The sequence below is a fragment of the Pseudomonas sp. xss_2 genome, from assembly GCF_043104195.1.
Taxonomy (GTDB): Bacteria; Pseudomonadota; Gammaproteobacteria; order Pseudomonadales; family Pseudomonadaceae; genus Aquipseudomonas; species Aquipseudomonas urmiensis.
Genome location: NZ_JBICKL010000076.1, coordinates 39666 through 56767, shown reverse-complemented (window position 1 = coordinate 56767; position 17102 = coordinate 39666). Strand labels below are relative to the sequence as shown.

General features: G+C 59.3%; 15 protein-coding genes. 6 read left to right on the top strand and 9 right to left on the bottom strand.

The window, feature by feature from the left end:
• Window positions 1–22: 22 nt before the first annotated feature.
• Window positions 23–2245, bottom strand: a complete 2223-nt coding sequence (locus ACF8K2_RS18680; RefSeq protein WP_392466770.1) for a TonB-dependent siderophore receptor — start codon at window positions 2243–2245, stop codon at window positions 23–25.
• 331 nt (window positions 2246–2576) lie between these two features.
• Between ACF8K2_RS18680 and ACF8K2_RS18675 the strand changes: the two genes are divergently transcribed.
• Entirely contained in the window at window positions 2577–3668 is a 1092-nt protein-coding gene (locus ACF8K2_RS18675; protein WP_392466768.1) for a TerC family protein, read from the top strand.
• A 76-nt stretch (window positions 3669–3744) separates the two neighbouring features.
• On the opposite strand, the gene ACF8K2_RS18670 is transcribed toward ACF8K2_RS18675, so the two are convergent.
• The 3 genes from ACF8K2_RS18670 to ACF8K2_RS18660 form a co-directional block, all read right to left on the bottom strand.
• Window positions 3745–4056 (bottom strand): hypothetical protein, encoded by a 312-nt coding sequence (locus ACF8K2_RS18670; RefSeq protein WP_392466765.1) that lies wholly within the window; start codon window positions 4054–4056, stop codon window positions 3745–3747.
• 83 nt (window positions 4057–4139) lie between these two features.
• Window positions 4140–5531, bottom strand: coding sequence for a PAAR domain-containing protein (locus ACF8K2_RS18665; RefSeq protein WP_392466762.1), 1392 nt, complete (start codon window positions 5529–5531; stop codon window positions 4140–4142).
• 140 nt (window positions 5532–5671) lie between these two features.
• Entirely contained in the window at window positions 5672–6154 is a 483-nt protein-coding gene (locus tag ACF8K2_RS18660; RefSeq protein WP_392466759.1) for a GNAT family N-acetyltransferase, read from the bottom strand.
• Between the two features lie 321 nt (window positions 6155–6475).
• On the opposite strand from ACF8K2_RS18660, the gene ACF8K2_RS18655 reads away from it, so the two are divergent.
• A complete protein-coding gene (locus ACF8K2_RS18655; RefSeq protein ID WP_392466757.1) occupies window positions 6476–7828 on the top strand; it encodes an SPFH domain-containing protein in 1353 nt (450 codons plus the stop codon).
• Between the two features lie 77 nt (window positions 7829–7905).
• Here the strand turns inward: ACF8K2_RS18655 and ACF8K2_RS18650 are convergent, their stop codons facing one another.
• Window positions 7906–9132 (bottom strand): acyl-CoA dehydrogenase, encoded by a 1227-nt coding sequence (locus ACF8K2_RS18650; protein WP_392466755.1) that lies wholly within the window; start codon window positions 9130–9132, stop codon window positions 7906–7908.
• 140 nt (window positions 9133–9272) lie between these two features.
• Between ACF8K2_RS18650 and ACF8K2_RS18645 the strand changes: the two genes are divergently transcribed.
• Together ACF8K2_RS18645 and ACF8K2_RS18640 are read left to right on the top strand one after the other, a co-directional pair.
• The gene (locus ACF8K2_RS18645) at window positions 9273–10199 is read left to right on the top strand and encodes a LysR family transcriptional regulator (RefSeq protein ID WP_186555156.1); all 927 of its coding nucleotides are present in this window, start codon (window positions 9273–9275) and stop codon (window positions 10197–10199) included.
• Between the two features lie 164 nt (window positions 10200–10363).
• Window positions 10364–11518, top strand: a complete 1155-nt coding sequence (locus ACF8K2_RS18640) for a cysteine desulfurase family protein (protein ID WP_392466753.1) — start codon at window positions 10364–10366, stop codon at window positions 11516–11518.
• A gap of 67 nt (window positions 11519–11585) precedes the next feature.
• Here the strand turns inward: ACF8K2_RS18640 and ACF8K2_RS18635 are convergent, their stop codons facing one another.
• From ACF8K2_RS18635 to nfsB, 3 genes are all read right to left on the bottom strand, one after another.
• The gene (locus ACF8K2_RS18635) at window positions 11586–11795 is read right to left on the bottom strand and encodes a hypothetical protein (protein ID WP_186555154.1); all 210 of its coding nucleotides are present in this window, start codon (window positions 11793–11795) and stop codon (window positions 11586–11588) included.
• A gap of 68 nt (window positions 11796–11863) precedes the next feature.
• The gene (locus tag ACF8K2_RS18630; protein WP_392466750.1) at window positions 11864–12019 is read right to left on the bottom strand and encodes a hypothetical protein; all 156 of its coding nucleotides are present in this window, start codon (window positions 12017–12019) and stop codon (window positions 11864–11866) included.
• A 105-nt stretch (window positions 12020–12124) separates the two neighbouring features.
• Window positions 12125–12775 (bottom strand): oxygen-insensitive NAD(P)H nitroreductase, encoded by a 651-nt coding sequence (gene nfsB, locus ACF8K2_RS18625; protein ID WP_392466747.1) that lies wholly within the window; start codon window positions 12773–12775, stop codon window positions 12125–12127.
• 257 nt (window positions 12776–13032) lie between these two features.
• Here nfsB and ACF8K2_RS18620 point away from each other — a divergent pair, with 257 nt between their 5' ends.
• Window positions 13033–15576, top strand: a complete 2544-nt coding sequence (locus tag ACF8K2_RS18620; RefSeq protein WP_392466745.1) for an ATP-binding protein — start codon at window positions 13033–13035, stop codon at window positions 15574–15576.
• A gap of 65 nt (window positions 15577–15641) precedes the next feature.
• Here ACF8K2_RS18620 and ACF8K2_RS18615 read toward each other — a convergent pair whose 3' ends face one another.
• Window positions 15642–16097, bottom strand: a complete 456-nt coding sequence (locus ACF8K2_RS18615; protein WP_392466743.1) for a hypothetical protein — start codon at window positions 16095–16097, stop codon at window positions 15642–15644.
• A gap of 172 nt (window positions 16098–16269) precedes the next feature.
• On the opposite strand from ACF8K2_RS18615, the gene ACF8K2_RS18610 reads away from it, so the two are divergent.
• Window positions 16270–17100 carry an AraC family ligand binding domain-containing protein gene (locus ACF8K2_RS18610; RefSeq protein WP_392466741.1) on the top strand — a complete coding sequence of 277 codons (831 nt, stop codon included), beginning with the start codon at window positions 16270–16272 and terminating at the stop codon, window positions 17098–17100.
• The last annotated feature ends 2 nt before the right edge of the window (window positions 17101–17102 follow it).

The window sequence follows — 17102 nt, the reverse complement described above, 5'->3', positions numbered from 1 at the left end:
GGCCGGTATTGCCCGGCTCAGCTTAGAAGTCGTACCGCGTAGTCAGCATGAAGTTACGCGGATCGCCATAGAACCCACCCTCATAGAAACCCAGGTTGCTGTAGTAGCGCTTATCGCTCAGGTTGTTGCCGTTGAGCGTCACCGACAACTGATCGGTCACCTGGTACTTGGCCATCGCATCCAGGGTCAGGTAGCTGGCCTGGGTGTGGCGATAATCGTTTTCACCACTGGCTGGGTTGTACAGATCCTTCCAGATCTTGCTCTGCCAGTTGGCCGAGCCGCCAACCGTAAGCTTGCTCCACACCCCAGGCAAACGATAGGTGGTGGACAGGCGCAGCAGGTTTTCTGGCTCGATGGTGGAGATCTTGTCGCCCTCGCCATCGCGCGTGATGCGGTGGGTGAAACCACCCTGCACATGCCAGTCGGTGGTCAGTTCACCCGCGACCTCCAGCTCGAAGCCACGAGTCTTGGCACCTTGCACCGCGCGGTAGATCGACTGGTTGTTGACCGCATCGAAACCCACCATTTCCGGCAAGTTGTCCTGACGCACCTCGAACACCGCCAGGCTGGCGTTCAGGCGGCCGTCGAAGAACTCGCTCTTGACCCCCAGCTCGTAGGCATCGCCCTCCTCCGGCTCGATGATCTTGCCGCTGATATCCTGCTCGCTCTCGTGCGGTTTGAAGATGCTGGTGTAACTGCCGTAGACCGACCAGTTGTCGTTCAAGTCATAGACAACCCCGGCGTAGGGCACGACCACGCCGTTCTCTTCCAGGTCCTGCTGCTTGGAGCGCTGGCCGGTAGTGGTATCCAGGCAGGTGCTATCGAGCTGCCAGTTGGACAAGCGGCTGCCGACGATCAGCGAAAGCTGATCGGTAGGCTTGAAGCGCGCGCTCAGGTAGGCGGCGCTTTCCTGCAGGCGGGTGTCGACCTTGCTGGTCGGCCGGCCCCAGTCAGGTTCGGGGAAATCGCCGTTCCATTGGAAGATGTTATCGGCGCTGCCAAAAAAGAACGGCCAGTTCTCTTCGTGGGCACGGATGTCGCGGTGGGAAATACCGGCAACCAGTTCGTGCTCGCGGCCCATCAGTTGGAATGGCCCGCTGGCGTACAGGTCGTAGGCGTTCTGGTCGGTCTTGTAGCGGTAGCGGCCCAGCCACACGCCCATGCCGCTGCCATCGACCGGATTGGGATTGCCACTGGCGGCCGAGCCTAGGGTGATCGGCGAGTCGGTTTCGGTGCGGCTTACCGAGGCCTTGACCGACCAATCGTTGGCCAGGCGCTGTTCGAGGGTGACGAACAGGTTGTCGGCGGTGTTATCCCACTGGCTCCATTGGGTGGCCGGGTTGAACGAGCGTGGCATGCTGAAGCCATTGCCGGTGCTGTCTACCAGGGCAGTGGATGGCCCCCACGACGAGCCTTCCGGGCGATTGGTCTGGCGGCTCAGGCCAACGCTGAGCAGGGTGTCTTCGGACAGGTCAGCTTCGACGATGCCGTACATCACCTGTTTTTTCTCGGACAGGTTATCCATGAACGACTGGCCGTCTTCATAGGCGGTGACGAAGCGACCACGCACGTTACCGGTCGGTGTCAGCGATCCACCGATGTCGAATTCGCCGCGGTAGGTGTCCCAGCTGCCCGCGCCAAGCGAGGCGTAACCGGAAAACTCGCGGGTCGGCCGTTTACGCACCAGGTTGACGGTGGCCGACGGCGAGCCAAAGCCACTGAGCAGACCTGTGGCGCCGCGCAGCACTTCAACCCGGTCATAGATGACCATGTCGGTCTGATCGATGCCATTGCCAAAGCGGAACGCCGCTGGAATGCCATCGATCTGGAAGTTGTCGATCTCAAAACCACGCGCCTGGAAGCTGGCGCGGCTGCTGTCGAGTTTGGTGACCGTAATACCTGGGGTCTTGCCCAGCACTTCAGCAATGCTGGTGAGGTTCTGGTCATCCATCTGCTGACGGGTAATCACACTCACCGACTGCGGGGTCTCGCGCGGCGACAAGGCCATGCGCGTGGCCGTGCGCGTGGCGCCGGTGGTGTAGGAACCAGAGCCCTCGGTGGTCTCGCCCAGATGGGTATCGTTGATGGCGGTGGCGCCCAACTCCAAAGCGCCCTTGCCGCTGGCCTCCTCTGCCCAGGCCATGGCGCCCGGTGCTGCCAGGCTGGCTGCCAGAATTGCCATTGCCAGCGGATGACGCCGCGGGCGTTCGCTGCTGGCAATCCTTGCCGCTTGAACCGTGTTCACAGAGTGGTGCAGTTGCACGCTGGTAGACCCCTAGTTGTTATTTGCTCGTACGTTGGCGCTAATCAATGGTTGTTTTTTTGCTTGATCACGCCCTGGCGTGGCTGCTCTGCGGCAGTGGGAATGAATCTTAATCGCTTCCAACATTTGATTACAATTAGTAATCATTCGCAATAATTGGATCCAAGCAAAGAAATGTAACAGCGCCGCATTCGAGCACTGGGGGAAATGGGTCTAGGCTCAAGCCCATGTGATACCGGGCCCCTCTGACGGCTGCCAAGCCGCCATGTCGGATCACTGTTGCCATGCAACGTCGACAATCAAGGAGGGGCTCATGACGGCTCTACACACCTATCTCACTACCCCATTGCTCGGCACCAGTGCCTGGTTGTGGCTGGTATTCATCGCCATCGTCGTTGGTCTGCTGGTGCTGGACCTGGGCGTGCTGCACCGCAAAGACCGCGAAATCGAGATGCGCGAAAGCCTGCTGCTGTATTCGGGCTACTTCAGCGTGGGCGTGCTGTTCGGGGTGTGGGTGTGGTTTGAACTGGGTGCGCAGTCAGCGCTGGAGTTCTACACCGGTTTTTTGGTCGAGCAGTCGTTGTCGATGGACAACGTGTTCGTCATGGCCATGATCTTCAGCTTCTTTGCCATCCCCCGCCGCTACCAGCACCGGGTGTTGTTCTGGGGCATTCTCGGGGTGGTGTTCTTGCGCGCGATCATGATCGGCGTGGGCGCGGCTTTGGTGCAGAACTTTGCCTGGGTGCTTTATCTGTTCGGCGCGTTCTTGCTGTTCACCGGGGTGAAGATGGCCTTTTCCAAACAAGATAGCCATCCGGACCTGGCCAATAATCCGGTGTTGCGCTTCGTACGGGGGCATATGCGCGTCACCGACCAGATCCACGGCCCGCACTTTTTCGTCCACCTCACCCCACCGGGGCAAAGCAAGGCGCTGCGCTATGCCACGCCGCTGTTTCTGGCCTTGGTGTTGATCGAGCTGGCTGACCTGGTGTTCGCCGTCGACAGTGTCCCGGCGATCTTCGCCATCACCCAAGACCCCTTCATCGTCTACACCTCGAACATTTTCGCCATCCTCGGCCTACGTTCGCTGTACTTCGCCCTGGCGGCGTTGATGCACCGCTTCGTCTATCTCAAATACGCGCTGGCGCTGGTGTTGATCTTCATTGGTTGCAAGATTTTCTACCACGGGATGGTGGGCAAGGTGCCGGCGTTGCTGTCACTAGGGGTGACGTTCGGCTTGTTGCTCGGCGGGGTGCTGTTGTCGCTGTTCAAGACGCGGGATAGCCAGGAAAAGAACGCTGGTCATAGCTCCATCGAAACCGGTGAAGCTACCGATTCACAGGCAGTCAAACCCGGCCAAACGTCTAGCGCTGAAGCAAAGAAAGACCCGCATTTGCGGGTCTGAGTTGCGGGTCATACGAGCCACATTTTTGCGATGGCAAGCCCCGCGACTAACCACTCTGACCAAGCATGCGCACTCACTAACCATGCATTTTGTATAAGCCAATGATCAATAAAAAAAGCATCCCCCCGCCGAACATCATGACATCGGAAATGAACAAGCGGCATTTCAGGGCTCGAGGAAAATCTCGCACTTCTTGCTCGTCCAATTGTCCACGTTTAATGTGAATATTTGGCCATGCCAGTAGTCCACTGATTGCCCCAAGAATAATCCAGCGAGACATATAACTTGAGGTTCCCCAGATACGCACCTGAAGGTCAAGCCACAGACTAGACTGCAACGCCGATAACATACGATCGAAATCACGACTGTAGGCAAGATAGGCGTTCAAGATCATTCCAAGTAGGGCTGTAACGCAAGGCCCGATCATTATGACCATCTGCCACGGCACAGGCCAAGAACGCGGATTGGGTATCATGGTGAGGTCCATTCGTAAATGACCTCACCGGTTGTTTCTCCAATGTCACCACCTAATGAGTTACTCGCGAGGGATCCGCCAACTACGAGTGCGATACCACAGGCAATGCGACCGTATATACCGAAACTACACACCATAGAGGCAGCCTTCGCACCACCAAATGCGCCAGCGGTGCTACCGGCCAATCCACCTGAGAAGCTACCGGCTTCTTTTAGGCGAAGTTTTTTGCATTCAGCTGTTTCACCGTTTCGACAAACCTCTTGCACCTTCAGGTAGGACGCCGCCCCTCCCAGCCCAGTGCCGACAGCCCCGCCATACTTTAGATACTTCGCCGTTTTCGCCACCTCATCCAAATGCGTCGCATACCCCGGTATCTGCCCCGGACCACCCGCCCTCGACCAATGGTGAACGAGGCTCTTGGTGGAAATTCCAAGATCCCGTCGCAGTCTCTCATAACTGCCCAGATTCAATTGCTTATTGAGAAAGGCGGTCTTCAACTGGCCGTCCAGTTGCTTGAGCAGTCCTTGCCGCGCTGCAAAGAACGCCGGGCTTTTCAGATGCCCGTAGCGCGCAAACTGCTGCTGATGCAGGCGCTCGATATCCACCAAGGTGGCTCTGACCTGCCCCAGCCCCTGCTCGAGCATGTCCTTGCCTACGCCCATCGACTGGCTGGCACCGTTGAGCAGCCCGGCAATCTCGGCTTGGTGAAGCATCATGAAGTCCGCCTCACCCCGGTCCAGCAGCGCCAATGATTCACGCGCCTGCTCCGCCGCAGCCATCAGCTGACCTTCCTCGCGTGTGCAGGCATGGCCGTTGTCCGGATCGCCGATGACAAAGATCTCGCCCCCTTTGAAGCCCTGCTGGTAGGTAGGGTTGAGCATCTGCAAACGCGAGAGGGGTAAGGTGCTGTCCTGTTCGGCCAGGTGCATCAGGACCTGTGGAAAGGACATGCTGCGCGGCACGAGGTAGAAACCCGGCTCTTGAGTGAACGGCAGCGAATCAACCGCGTGGCGTGGCGCAGCGCTGGACAGGCTCCTCGGTGTTGCTGTGGCCGCTTGCGAGTACGACGAATCTGCCACTGGCGTCGCCCGCGCGATCGGTTCAACGCGGTTTAGCGGGGCCACGACCCGGTTACTTCCACTCGGACAACCACAGGCCACCAGCGCGCCATCCATGGCCACGGCTTGACCATCGGAGATGAAGAAGGAAACGCCTTCAACCACCTTGCCGATTTCACCACACAGCGGACACGCTGTGGTGCTGTCCCCCATACGCAACACCATTCGCCCATTGGACATATAGCTCGCGCCCGTGGCGATGCAGGTGGCGCCGGTGGTGGTGAGATCACCGTCCAGCGCCTGCCCCTTACCCCCCAAATCTACACGCATGTGCAAGTTCCTTATGCTGGCTAGAGCAACGGAACCTAGCAGTTGCAGGGCATCCTTTTTCCCTTGGAACCAAGAAACAGACAGGTCCTACGCGCCTTGCGGAAAGCTCTTTATCGCTGAGGCAAAAACTTAAACGTTTCTCACGGCCTCACCGACTGGCCCAGCACTTTGAGCATCGGCACGCAGGCCAGCTGCAAGCCCGAAGGTGACTGATAGATCGACCGCTGCTCGCCGACGAAACCGCACGCGCGATAGAACGCCACCGCGTTAAGCGTGGCATCCAGTTTGATCTGGGCCAGGTTCGCCTCAAGCGCCAGCCCTTCGAGATGCTCGATCAGCAGCCGTCCGATGCCACGCCCCATGAACTCGGGATGAACGAAGATCGCGCCGATTTCACCCACCTCAACATCCAACATGCCGGTAGCGACCACCCTGCCCTGCGCGCACACCAGCTGAAAGTGCTGCTGCACCAAATCAGTAAACCACTCGTTGAGTGAGCCCCGCGTCCACGCCAGCATGTCTTGCTGGCTATAGGGGCCGATGCACTGGGCACGGATGGCCAGTCGGCGAATGTCGAAGGCGATCTGGGCGTCATCACGGGTGGCGCGACGAATTTCGAACATGCTCTGTCTCCATTTAATTGTGCGAACGGAGCAGCAAAAGGCCCCGTCCATTGCTGGCGGGGCCTTCAGGTTCTATCCGGGGATGCTAGGCAGCCGTGACCTCATGGCCCGCCAGAGGCGGTCATGTAGGTGCACATCAGGGTGGATTGGGCGAGATAGATCATGCCGCCGAGTGTAGCGCAGCTAGCACGTTATGGATGAGCCCTTAAAGATATGTGCAGAACAAAAATAGAAGCTTCCTACAGCCACATCTGATTTGGCTGACTGTGAAGCTTGTCCCCTGTTAACCAGCATGCACGTCCCTTCACAAGGAGTGCCCCCATGGAAAAGCCACCGATACCTGACCTCAGCCAACTGCGCGTCAACCGCAAGCTCATTGCCGTCATCGCCATCCCGCTGCTCGCCTGCGCCGCCCTGGCAGCGCTGTTCAACCAAGTACTGTTCTACAACGAAGCAGGTCAGATGACCCATGTACGGACGATTTTCGGCGAGGAAAAAGTCGTCGAGGACGTAGGCTACGCAACCAAATGGTTCGGCCGCAGCACCTCTTGGCGGCGCACTATCGGCGTCCAGTCGGCCCTGCAGGCGGACAACGAGGAAGGCAATCGCAGTGGTCATCCGTCAGTAACCCTGGAAAACCTGCCCATCGTGTTCCTGGGCAATGTCGACGCCAAGGCCGAGTTCAGCACCCAGTTTCGCCTGCCCTCAGCGGATGCGTTCCTGAAGATTGCCCAGGAGTACCGCACGCCGGATAACTTCCTCCAGCGTGCGCTGCTGCCGGCAGTCAAGGAAACCCTGCAAGCCACGGCGTCACTGATGAGCGCCGACGATTACTATGCCGGCAATCGCAGCCACTTTGGTGCCGAGTTCGAGAACCAGTTGCGCAATGGCCTGTACCTGACCAGTCGCAAGGAGATCCGCGTACAGCGCGACCACTTCCCAGCCCAGACCGCCGTGCTCCAGGCCGGCACCGACCAGGGCAGTTTCGGCGACAACAGCGCCACCCGCTTCGTCATCGAAAAGAAGCTCGACAAAGATGGCCAAGAGCTGCGCAAACAGCAGCAATTTCGCCTGTTTGGCGTCGAAGTCGTCGATGCTCGGGTAACCCATATCGACCCCAACCCGCAGTATCAAGAGCGTATGGTGCGGGTGCAGCAGGCGCTGGCGGAACTGGCGGTGGCCCGGCAAAACCGCCTCAAGGAAGAAGAGGAAAAAGAGTTGGTGTCCGCCCGCGGCGCCAAGGACGTCGAGGCCAAGCGCCAGGAAAGTCTGCGCCAGCAGATCGAGCGCACCACCGAGGCGGAGACGGAAAAGCAGCTGGCATTGATCAATGCCGATCGGGAAAAACGCCGCGCCGAGATCGATAAGCAGACTGCTGAGCTGCTGCGCGATAAAGCCCAGGTCAATGCCCAAGCCACCAAGATCAGTGCCGACGCCGAAGCCTACGCCCGCGAGGCGTCGCTCAAGGCCGATGGTGCCCTGCAAAACAAACTCGATGCACTGGTGCAGATCAACCGCGCATGGGCTGAAGCGGCGGCCAAGGCCCCGGTACCGAACGTGATGATGGGCGGCGCTGAATCAGGCATTGGCCGCCAGGATGAGATGAGCAGGCTGATGAGCGTCTTGGCCACCAAGGCTGCCAAGGATCTGCTGGTAGACCTGAAAACACCCTGACCCCTGAGGGGCGTCACCCCGGTAACTGGCAGTGCTGCACACGGCCAGTTATCGGTAAAGAGGCCGGCCTGGTGCTATCAGTGCCCGCGCAACATCTCCTTAGGCACGTACTTGCCAATCTCGTACTTGCCAATCGCCGCCCGGTGCACTTCATCCGGCCCATCGGCCAGGCGCAGTGTGCGCTGCATGGCGTACATGTAGGCCAGCGGAAAATCACCGCTGACCCCTGCCCCCCCATGAATCTGGATAGCCCGGTCGATCACGCGCAGGGCGACATTGGGCGCCACGACCTTGATCTGGGCAATCTCGCTGCGCGCGACCTTGTTGCCGACGGTATCCATCATGTACGCAGCCTTGAGGGTCAACAGCCGCGCCATGTCGATCTCCATCCGTGAATCGGCGATCTTGTCGACGTTGCCGCCCAGACGCGCCAGTGGGCGGCCGAACGCGGTGCGCTCGACCGAACGCTTGCACATCAATTCCAGGGCGCGCTCGGCCATGCCGATCGAGCGCATGCAGTGGTGAATGCGCCCAGGCCCCAGGCGCCCCTGGGCGATCTCGAAGCCGCGACCTTCACCAAGCAGGACACTCTCATAAGGCACCCGCACGTTCTCGAACAGTACCTCGGCGTGGCCATGCGGTGCGTCGTCATAGCCGAATACCGGCAGTGGGCGGACAATCTTCACCCCCGGCGCATCGGTGGGCACCAGTATCATCGAGTGCTGCTGGTGGCGGGGTCCGTCCGGGTTGGACAGGCCCATGAAGATCATCACCTTGCAGCGCGGATCGCAGGCGCCGGAGGTCCACCATTTACGGCCATTGATAACCCACTCATCACCGTCGCGCACTGCGGTGGCTGCCATGTTGGTGGCGTCCGAAGAGGCGACGTCGGGTTCGGTCATGGCGAACGCCGAACGAATCTCGCCACGCAGCAGCGGTTCCAGCCACTGGCGTTTTTGCGCCTCGCTGCCGTAGCGCACCAGCACTTCCATGTTGCCGGTATCGGGCGCCGAGCAGTTGAACGGCTCCGGCCCCAGCAGCGAGCGGCCCATGATCTCGGCCAGCGGCGCGTATTCCAGGTTGCTCAGGCCGGCTCCGAGCTCTGACTCAGGCAAGAACAGATTCCACAGCCCCTCGGCGCGGGCCTTGGCTTTGAGTTCTTCCATGATCGCAGTAGGTTGCCAGCGGTTGCCCTCGGCAACCTGGCGCTCGAACACCGGTTCTGCGGGGTAGACATAGGCCTCCATGAACGCACTGACGCGCTCACGCAGAGCCTGGACCTTGGGCGAATAGGCGAAATCCATTGGGGCTACCTTCACGGGATGAAGAACATGGGCCAGAGACTAGAACAGCCGCAGTCGATCCACCTAGTCTATTTTCCGCGTGTATAAACATTCATAACCGATATATGATCGAGCCATAACTCCAACAACGAGCGGCGCCCATGAACCTCAGCAAGGTTGACCTGAATCTGTTCATCGTCTTTGACGCCATCTATACCGAAGCCAACCTGACCCGTGCCGGGCAGATTGTCGGCATCACCCAGCCGGCGGTGTCCAACGCCCTGTCGCGGCTGCGCGAGACCTTCAACGACCCGCTGTTCGTACGCACCGCCCAAGGCATGGTGCCCACGCCGATGGCGCAGAACATCATTGGCCCGGTGCGCAACGCGCTGGCGCTGTTGCGGGTGTCGGTGCAAGAGAGCCGCATCTTCAATCCACAGCAGGCCAACAAGACCTTTCGCATCAGCATGACCGACCTCACCGAGGCGGTGATCCTGCCACCGCTGTTCCAGCGTCTGCGACGTCTGGCGCCGGCGGTGATGATCGAGAGTTTCCTGTGCAAACGCCGTGAAACCACCAAGGAGCTGGCCGCCGGGCGCCTGGACTTTGCCGTCGACGCGCCACTGAACACCGACCCGCAGGTGCGTCACGTCAAACTCATGCAGGACCGTTACGTCTGCGCCCTGCGCCAAGGTCACCCCTTGGCCGACGGCAAGCTGACCTTGGACAACTACCTGGGCATGACCCATATCCATATCTCCAGCCGCCGCAACGGCCTGGGCTATGTCGATCTGGCCCTGGGCAAGATGGGCGTGCAGCGCAAGATCGCCCTGCGCTCGCAGCACTACCTGATGGCCTCGCAGGTATTACAGCAGACCGACATGGTAATGACCGTGCCGGAACGCTTCGCCCGCCGCCACAACCTGCGTCACCTGCCGCTGCCGGTGGAAGTGCCGCCCTTGGAAACCCATCTGTATTGGCACGAAAGCACTGACCAGGATCCAGCCAACCGCTGGATGCGCGAGCAAATTATCGAGCTATGCGAGCGGGTGGTAATCGAAGAAGAAAAGGCGCTTGAACCTCTCTAGGCCGGTCCATGGCGAATACTTGCTATATACGCCTTACTTTGGAGAAGTATTTTCTACTGAAATGGCAAATATCCGAAAAGATAGAAAAAATCTTTCCGACGACACTAGTAGCATGAATGCATCGATCGCCACCTCCAAGGCGACATGCACGGATTCGCCTCATCATGCCCAGCGCCCCGCTTTACTTCGATTACGCCGCCACTACCCCGGTCGACGACCGGGTTATCGAAACCATGCTCGCCTGCCTTGGACGAGCAGCGAACTTCGGCAACCCGGCCTCCAGTGGCCACTTTTATGGACAAGCCGCACGCGAGCTGGTCGAGCAGGCGCGTAAACAAGTGGCGCAACGGGTAGGCGCGCATCCGGACGATCTGGTCTGGACCTCCGGCGCCACCGAATCGAACAACCTGGCGCTCAAAGGCGTCGCCCAAGGCTGTGGTGAACCAGGCCACCTGATCACCAGCCTGCTGGAACACAAGGCCGTGTTGGACACCGCAGCCGAACTTGAACGCCAAGGCTGGACAGTGACCCGACTCAAGCCTGATGCGGCCGGCTTGATCCAGCCCGACGCGGTGCACCAGGCATTGCGCGAAGACACCCGACTGGTGTCGCTGATGGCGGTGAACAACGAACTTGGCACGCTGACTGACTTCGCTGCGATTGGCGCCTTGGTTCGCGCCCATGGTGCGCTGCTGCATGTCGACGCCGCCCAGGCCGTGGGTAAGGTGCACCTCGACCTGGCCGAGCAGGCAGTCGACCTGATGTCCTTCTCGGCACACAAGGTGTATGGCCCCAAGGGTATCGGTGCGCTTTACGTCGGCGCTCGTGCGCGCCCGAAACTGTACGCGCAAATGCACGGTGGCGGCCACGAGCGCGGCCTGCGCTCGGGCACCCTGGCCACCCATCAGATCGTTGGCATGGGCAGCGCCTTCGCCCTCGCCGGCGAGCCCGGCGACAGCGAGCACCAACACATCCAGGCCTTGAGCGCGCGCCTGCGTAACGGCCTGCTGGCCTTGCCCGGTGTCAGCCTCAATGGCTGCCCAGAGCAACGCATTCCCCACACCCTGAACCTGTGCATCGATGCCAGTGGTTTTAATAGCGCTGCATTGGCCAGTGAGCTGGCGCTGTCGAGCACCTCAGCCTGTAACTCAGCCAGCAATGCTGCCTCACATGTATTGCTGGCACTCGGGCTGGACGAGCGCAAGGCACGCAACAGTGTGCGCCTGAGCCTTGGCCGTTACACCAAGGAAGCGGATGTAGACAAAGCCGTGGAGGTGTTCAAGCGAGTGGTATCGGCTGCTGCGACTGCATTGTGGTAGCTGCCTGTCCAAGTTCATGTGCCTGCTGTACTGCGCATGAACCTGGACAGGTGTTCTGGCGGTGTTGTCAAAGCCCCAGGGTTGGGCCGCGAATATCATTGGGCGGTGGCACATCGGGATAGCGCGGTAGATGCGGCGGTGGTACGTCCGGCCCACCGCAGATCGGCCTGCTCACCGGCGGAAATACCGGCATGATGGTCGCATCCGAGCCACCCGCGACCTGATCCAGCTCCTCGACGCTCAACTCGCGCGGGGTTTGTGCATGTACAGAAGGCATAAATAACGCTCCTTGAAGTAAATGAGGCAGGCCGAGGCTGAATCAGCCGAGGCCAGGCACGTCGCCAATCAATAGCTGTCGCCGAACAGCTCAGGCCATTCGGGAAACTGCGGCGGCGGCCCGCGGACGATTTCCGGTTGGCCGGCACCGCCGCTGATCAGCTCGGTTTCTTCTTCACTCAAGTCATGCAATGCGTCATGGCTGAACGCATCAGGGCTAGTCATGATCAACACTCCTTGTGGTCAATGAAACGCCCCGATTATTGCCCCCCTCGCACCTTTTGACTCTAGGGCGGGTGTCCTAACTGCACAGTGCCATCATCTTGGCCTTCAGAGGAAGGTGAACACCGTCGAGGCGGGCAGGCGCGACTTGTTCAGACCGGCGTTGAAGTCTTCCGGGCTGCGGTAGCCCAGGCACAACAGCACGACGCTGGTGAAGCCACGCTCACGCAGGCCCAACTCTGCATCCAGCGCCTTGCTGTCGAAACCTTCGATTGGCGTAGCATCGATGTTCAGCGCGGCCGCACCGAGCAGCGCCGTGCCCAGCGCCAGGTACGTCTGCTTTTCCATCCAGTGCTGCACGTCTTTTTGATCGAAACGGTGCAGATTGACGTAGAAACGGCGGCTTTGATCTTGCCCTGCGCGGGCCTGATCGTCACGGAAGCGGCCATCTTGCGCTTCCTGTTCCAGCACTGCCTGCAGATGCGCATCAGGCATTTCGGTACGGGTGGCGAAGACGATCACGTGCGAAGCGTTGAGGATCTTGGGCGTGTTGTAGGCGAACGCCTCGGTGCTCTTGGCGATACGCGCCTTGCCTTCATCGCTGTCGGCAACGATGAAGTGCCACGGCTGCGAGTTGACCGAAGAAGGGCTGTGGCGCAGTTGCTCAAGCAAGGTATCGACGGTCGCCTGGGGGATCTTGCGGGCGGCGTCGTAGGCTTTGGTGGTATAGCGGCGTTTGGCCAAGGTCACGGTGTCCATCGAAAAGCTCCTGTAGTGATCGAAACTGGCGGGCATCTTATCTCGCCCTTGAGAAAGAAAAACCTTCGCCATGCAACAACACTTTCGTCGAGGGAGTGAAAATGCTGCGCTCCCCCCTGCAACCCCGCGCACGCCAGTTCAAGCATTTCCCGAGCTAATGACAAAGTGCCACATCGGCATTAAGATCAAGCCCTTTTTGTATGACCGCCACAGCCTCTCCTTCAGGGCGGTTTCGCCAGCTTAAGCAAGGACGTCGCGTGGAGAATTACCAGCTTTCTGAACTATGGAAAACAGCCTTCGCACCTCAGGACGACGGCCTCGACAGGCAACGAAATCGCCTAATCGAAGCGTTCACGGAGTTTCGAAAAAATGTGGCTACGCTGGTAAGCCATATCCACAAGGACATGCCGTCCTTGACCGTGCATGACATCACTCACATCGATGCCCTGTGGCTGACCGCGTCGGAAATTACCGGGCCTGACTATCCGCTCAATCCTGCCGAGGCGTTCGTGCTGGGTGGCGCGTTTCTGCTGCATGACGCAGCGCATTGCGTAGCCGCGTATCCGGGAGGTGTTGAGGAGATCGTCTCGTTGCCGGAATGGGCGGTCTATTGCAGTACGTTGAAAATCGATCCGGCAACCCTGCAACGAGGCAGCCCTGAGTTTCAGAAAGTACTGTTCGAAGTGCTGCGCGCCTTGCATCCCAAGCAAGCGCGCAACTTGGCGCACAAAAGCTGGACGATTGCCGGGGACGATAGCGCGCTGTTCCTGCTGCCTAATGCTGAGCTGCGCAGGGCCTATGGCGACGTGATCGGTTTGGTCGCCGAAAGCCACTGGCATCATCCCCATCAACTTGAGTTGTTGCACCCTCAGAAAATTACCCCAGCAGCTTGCCTGCAGCCGGCGTTGTGGACAGTCGATGTGCTCAAACTCGCGCTGATCCTCAGAACGGCAGATGCCGCACACATCGATGCGCAGCGCGCGCCGCGTTTTCTCCAGGCACTGACCAGGCCCACTGGGCTGTCACTTGAGCACTGGCGGTTCCAGTCCCGCCTCAATAGCGTCAAGCGCGATGCGGATCCTCAACGCAAAGAGTTGTGCCTGTCAGGTTCGCCCTTCCCGCTCGAGGAACAATCTGCCTGGTGGCTGGCCTTTGACGCGGCCAAGATGATCGACAGCGAACTGCGCGCCAGCGAACGCCTGCAGCTCGACTACAATCGACCGCTGTTTGCAGTGCGGTCCGTGGCCCACCTCCACAGCACAGAGAGCTTTGCCGTAAACGTCCCCACTACCGGCTGGCACCCGATCGATACCAGCCTGAAGATCAGCAACATCAGCAAGATCGTGGAGCAGTTCGGTGGGCAGCGGCTTTATGGCGACGATCCCTCTGCCGCCCTTAGGGAGCTGATCCAGAACGCCAGGGATGCGGTCAACGCGTGCCGCAGCCTGGGCGGGCTTGGCGAGGAAGAAGGTGAGATTGAAGTCTGCGTGCAATCCACCGCCGAAGGTGACTGGCTGCATGTCACCGACACCGGCATAGGCATGAGCCGCTATGTGCTTACCGAAGTGCTGCTGGATTTCGGCAAATCGCTTTGGAAAAGCGAAGAGCTGATGGGTGAGTGGGAACGGCTGATTCGGACTGACTTCGAAGCGGTAGGACGCTTTGGCATTGGCTTTTTTGCCGTGTTCATGCTCGGCAGCCGGGTAATGGTCAACACGCGCCGGTATGAAACTCAGGAAAACGACGATCCTCAATGGATTTTGGAGTTTGCCAATAATCACGCAGCCAGACCCACCCTGAGAGTCCCTAGCGAAAATGAAAAGCTGCGTCGTCACGGTACCCGGGTCTCGGTACTACTGGATGCCGGAAAACTCGAACAACTGCTTACAGTGAGTGTGAGTTATAACGAGACATCCCCTATCACCCTGCAAGAGAGATGTGCAAGTCTAGCACCGGCCATTGATATAAACCTTTTCAGCAATACCGAGGGCCGCAAAGTAAAGGCGGTTCAGGCCAATGACTGGCTCAAGGTAGATGACCTGTCACTGTTAAAGCGCATCAGTCCTGGGCGAATTACAGAAGATAGTTACCCAAAAGATATCACGCAGTTAAAACCGATTACCGACGAGAAAAACCGGATAGTTGGGCGCATCGGCATCAACCTGTCCCGGTTTTATCAGCTGAACGAAATCAGCGCCAGCGGTATCTACAAAGGAATCGTCACAGGATCATTTTCGGGAATCGTCGGCATTTTATCGACTACTCAGCAGGAAGACCTGGCAAGACGGGGTGCAGCCCTTGAGCTCTCCGCACAAGCATTCAGAGCTTGGATCACCGCTAACGCCGATGACTTTCTGGCACTGCACCAATGGGATCTTGGCCAATATGCAACCCTCGCGCTCATGGGGATCGATAAGCACAAAATCAAAATTGGTTTGGTGAAAGGCGAACCGGTTACCTATCAGCAATTTGTCGAGGGCTGTGCATCGATCGATACGGTCGCCATCCATTCCAGCTATATCAGCCCAGAAGAAGAGGATGACGTGACCGCCAAAGACTTTTACAAATACGGCCAGTATGAAGGTTTCGTTGTCGAGACCGTGAGCGAGCGCTCCCTACATTTCCTTAGGCAACTCAAGTCCGCGAGCAGCGTTGCTTCCAACAGTATTGACGACATCATCAGACAGGGCATCAGCCAAGCCTGGGGAACTTATACCTTTAGTGAAGAGGAAAAAATCAAAGTCGCTACTGTTAAAGAGCACGCCATCATCCGAGAATGCGATGTCTATCGCAAAGCCTGAACGACGGCCGCGAAGACGCCGATGACGTCAAGCGGCCGCCCCCTTTGCGCCACTAGCGCAAACCCTCAACCAGCAAAAATCGCCGGGATGTACTTGACGAATCCATACACCGTCAAGCCACCAAACCCCACCACGAACAGCACCAGGTAGGTCTCATACCAGCGCAGCACATCTGCCCACGCCACCGGCTTCTTGGCCGCTACCGCGACCTTGTACTTCGACGCCAATTCCGACTCGTCCTGTCGATAGCTCAACCAGGAAAACACCCCGCCCACCAGCAAGGCCAGCACCAGCAGGGAGATCATGACGAACAGCGCCAACAGCACCCAAGATGCGTAAAGTCCTGATTCGACCGGCAGCTTATCCTTGGTAGCCGTCACCACCGCGAACTGTCCAGCAAACAGCGCCAGCACCAAGGCCTGGTACACCGTTATGATCTTGAACGTCGCTTCATTCAGTGCCTGTTTCTGCGACAAGACATACTTGTACTTCTCAAGAACCAGATCGTCTTTCAGGCTCACTTCCCACTCCCTTCCTCTTGATGCCGCTAAGGCGCAATCGCGCCCTTACAGCGCTACCCCCGTTTCCTGGGGGCGCAAATATACTGCGGTTCGCAAAGCGCTGCACATTCGTTCTAAACCTGCGCAGCGGTTCTGCGATAAGGTTGCAGGCTCCTCACAAGCGGCCATGGCCATGAGCAACTGGATCGACCTTGCCCAAGACATCGATACCGGCATCGAGTCGGTACGGGCGCATTTCATCGGCCATGCCTACGACCCGCACTGGCACGACAGCTACCTGGTGGGCGTGACCGAACAAGGCGTGCAGCAGTTCCACTGCCGCCGCGCCCGCCATCGCAGTACGCCGGGCCAGGTGTTCTTGCTCGAACCTGGCGAAATCCACGATGGCCAGGCCCCCACCGAGGATGGCTTTACCTATTCGACGCTGTATCTGGACCCCAACTGGATGGAGGCCGAAGTGCGCGCCTTGTTCGAGCACGCGCCTGCCGATGGCCTGCCCAGCTTCGCCGATACGCTGTGCCGCGACGAACGCCTGACGGGCGCTACCTTACGGGTGTTCCAGGCCATGCACGGCAAAGAGCTGCGCATCGTTCGGCAAACCGCCATGGACGATCTGCTCGCCTGCCTCACCCAGCACCTGCACTGGCGCAAACGGCTCAACCCCGACCCGAGCCTGCCGCTGACCGCGCAGGTGGCCCGTGACTATCTGCATGCGCATCTGGATCAGGACATCGGCTTGGATAACCTGGCGCGCACCTGTGGCGTTGACCGCTTCCGCCTGAGCCGGGCGTTCAAGGCTGCCTTCGGCCTGGCCCCGCATGCCTACCTGATCCAGCTGCGGGTCGCCCGCGCCCGCCGCCTGCTGGCGCAAGGCCAAACGCCCGCCGAGGTGGCCAGCGCCCTGGGCTTTGCCGACCAGAGTCACCTGGGGCGCTGGTTTCGCCGGGCGTATCAATTGACCCCGGCAGACTACCGCCGCCGCTGCTCAATCGTTCCAGACTGATC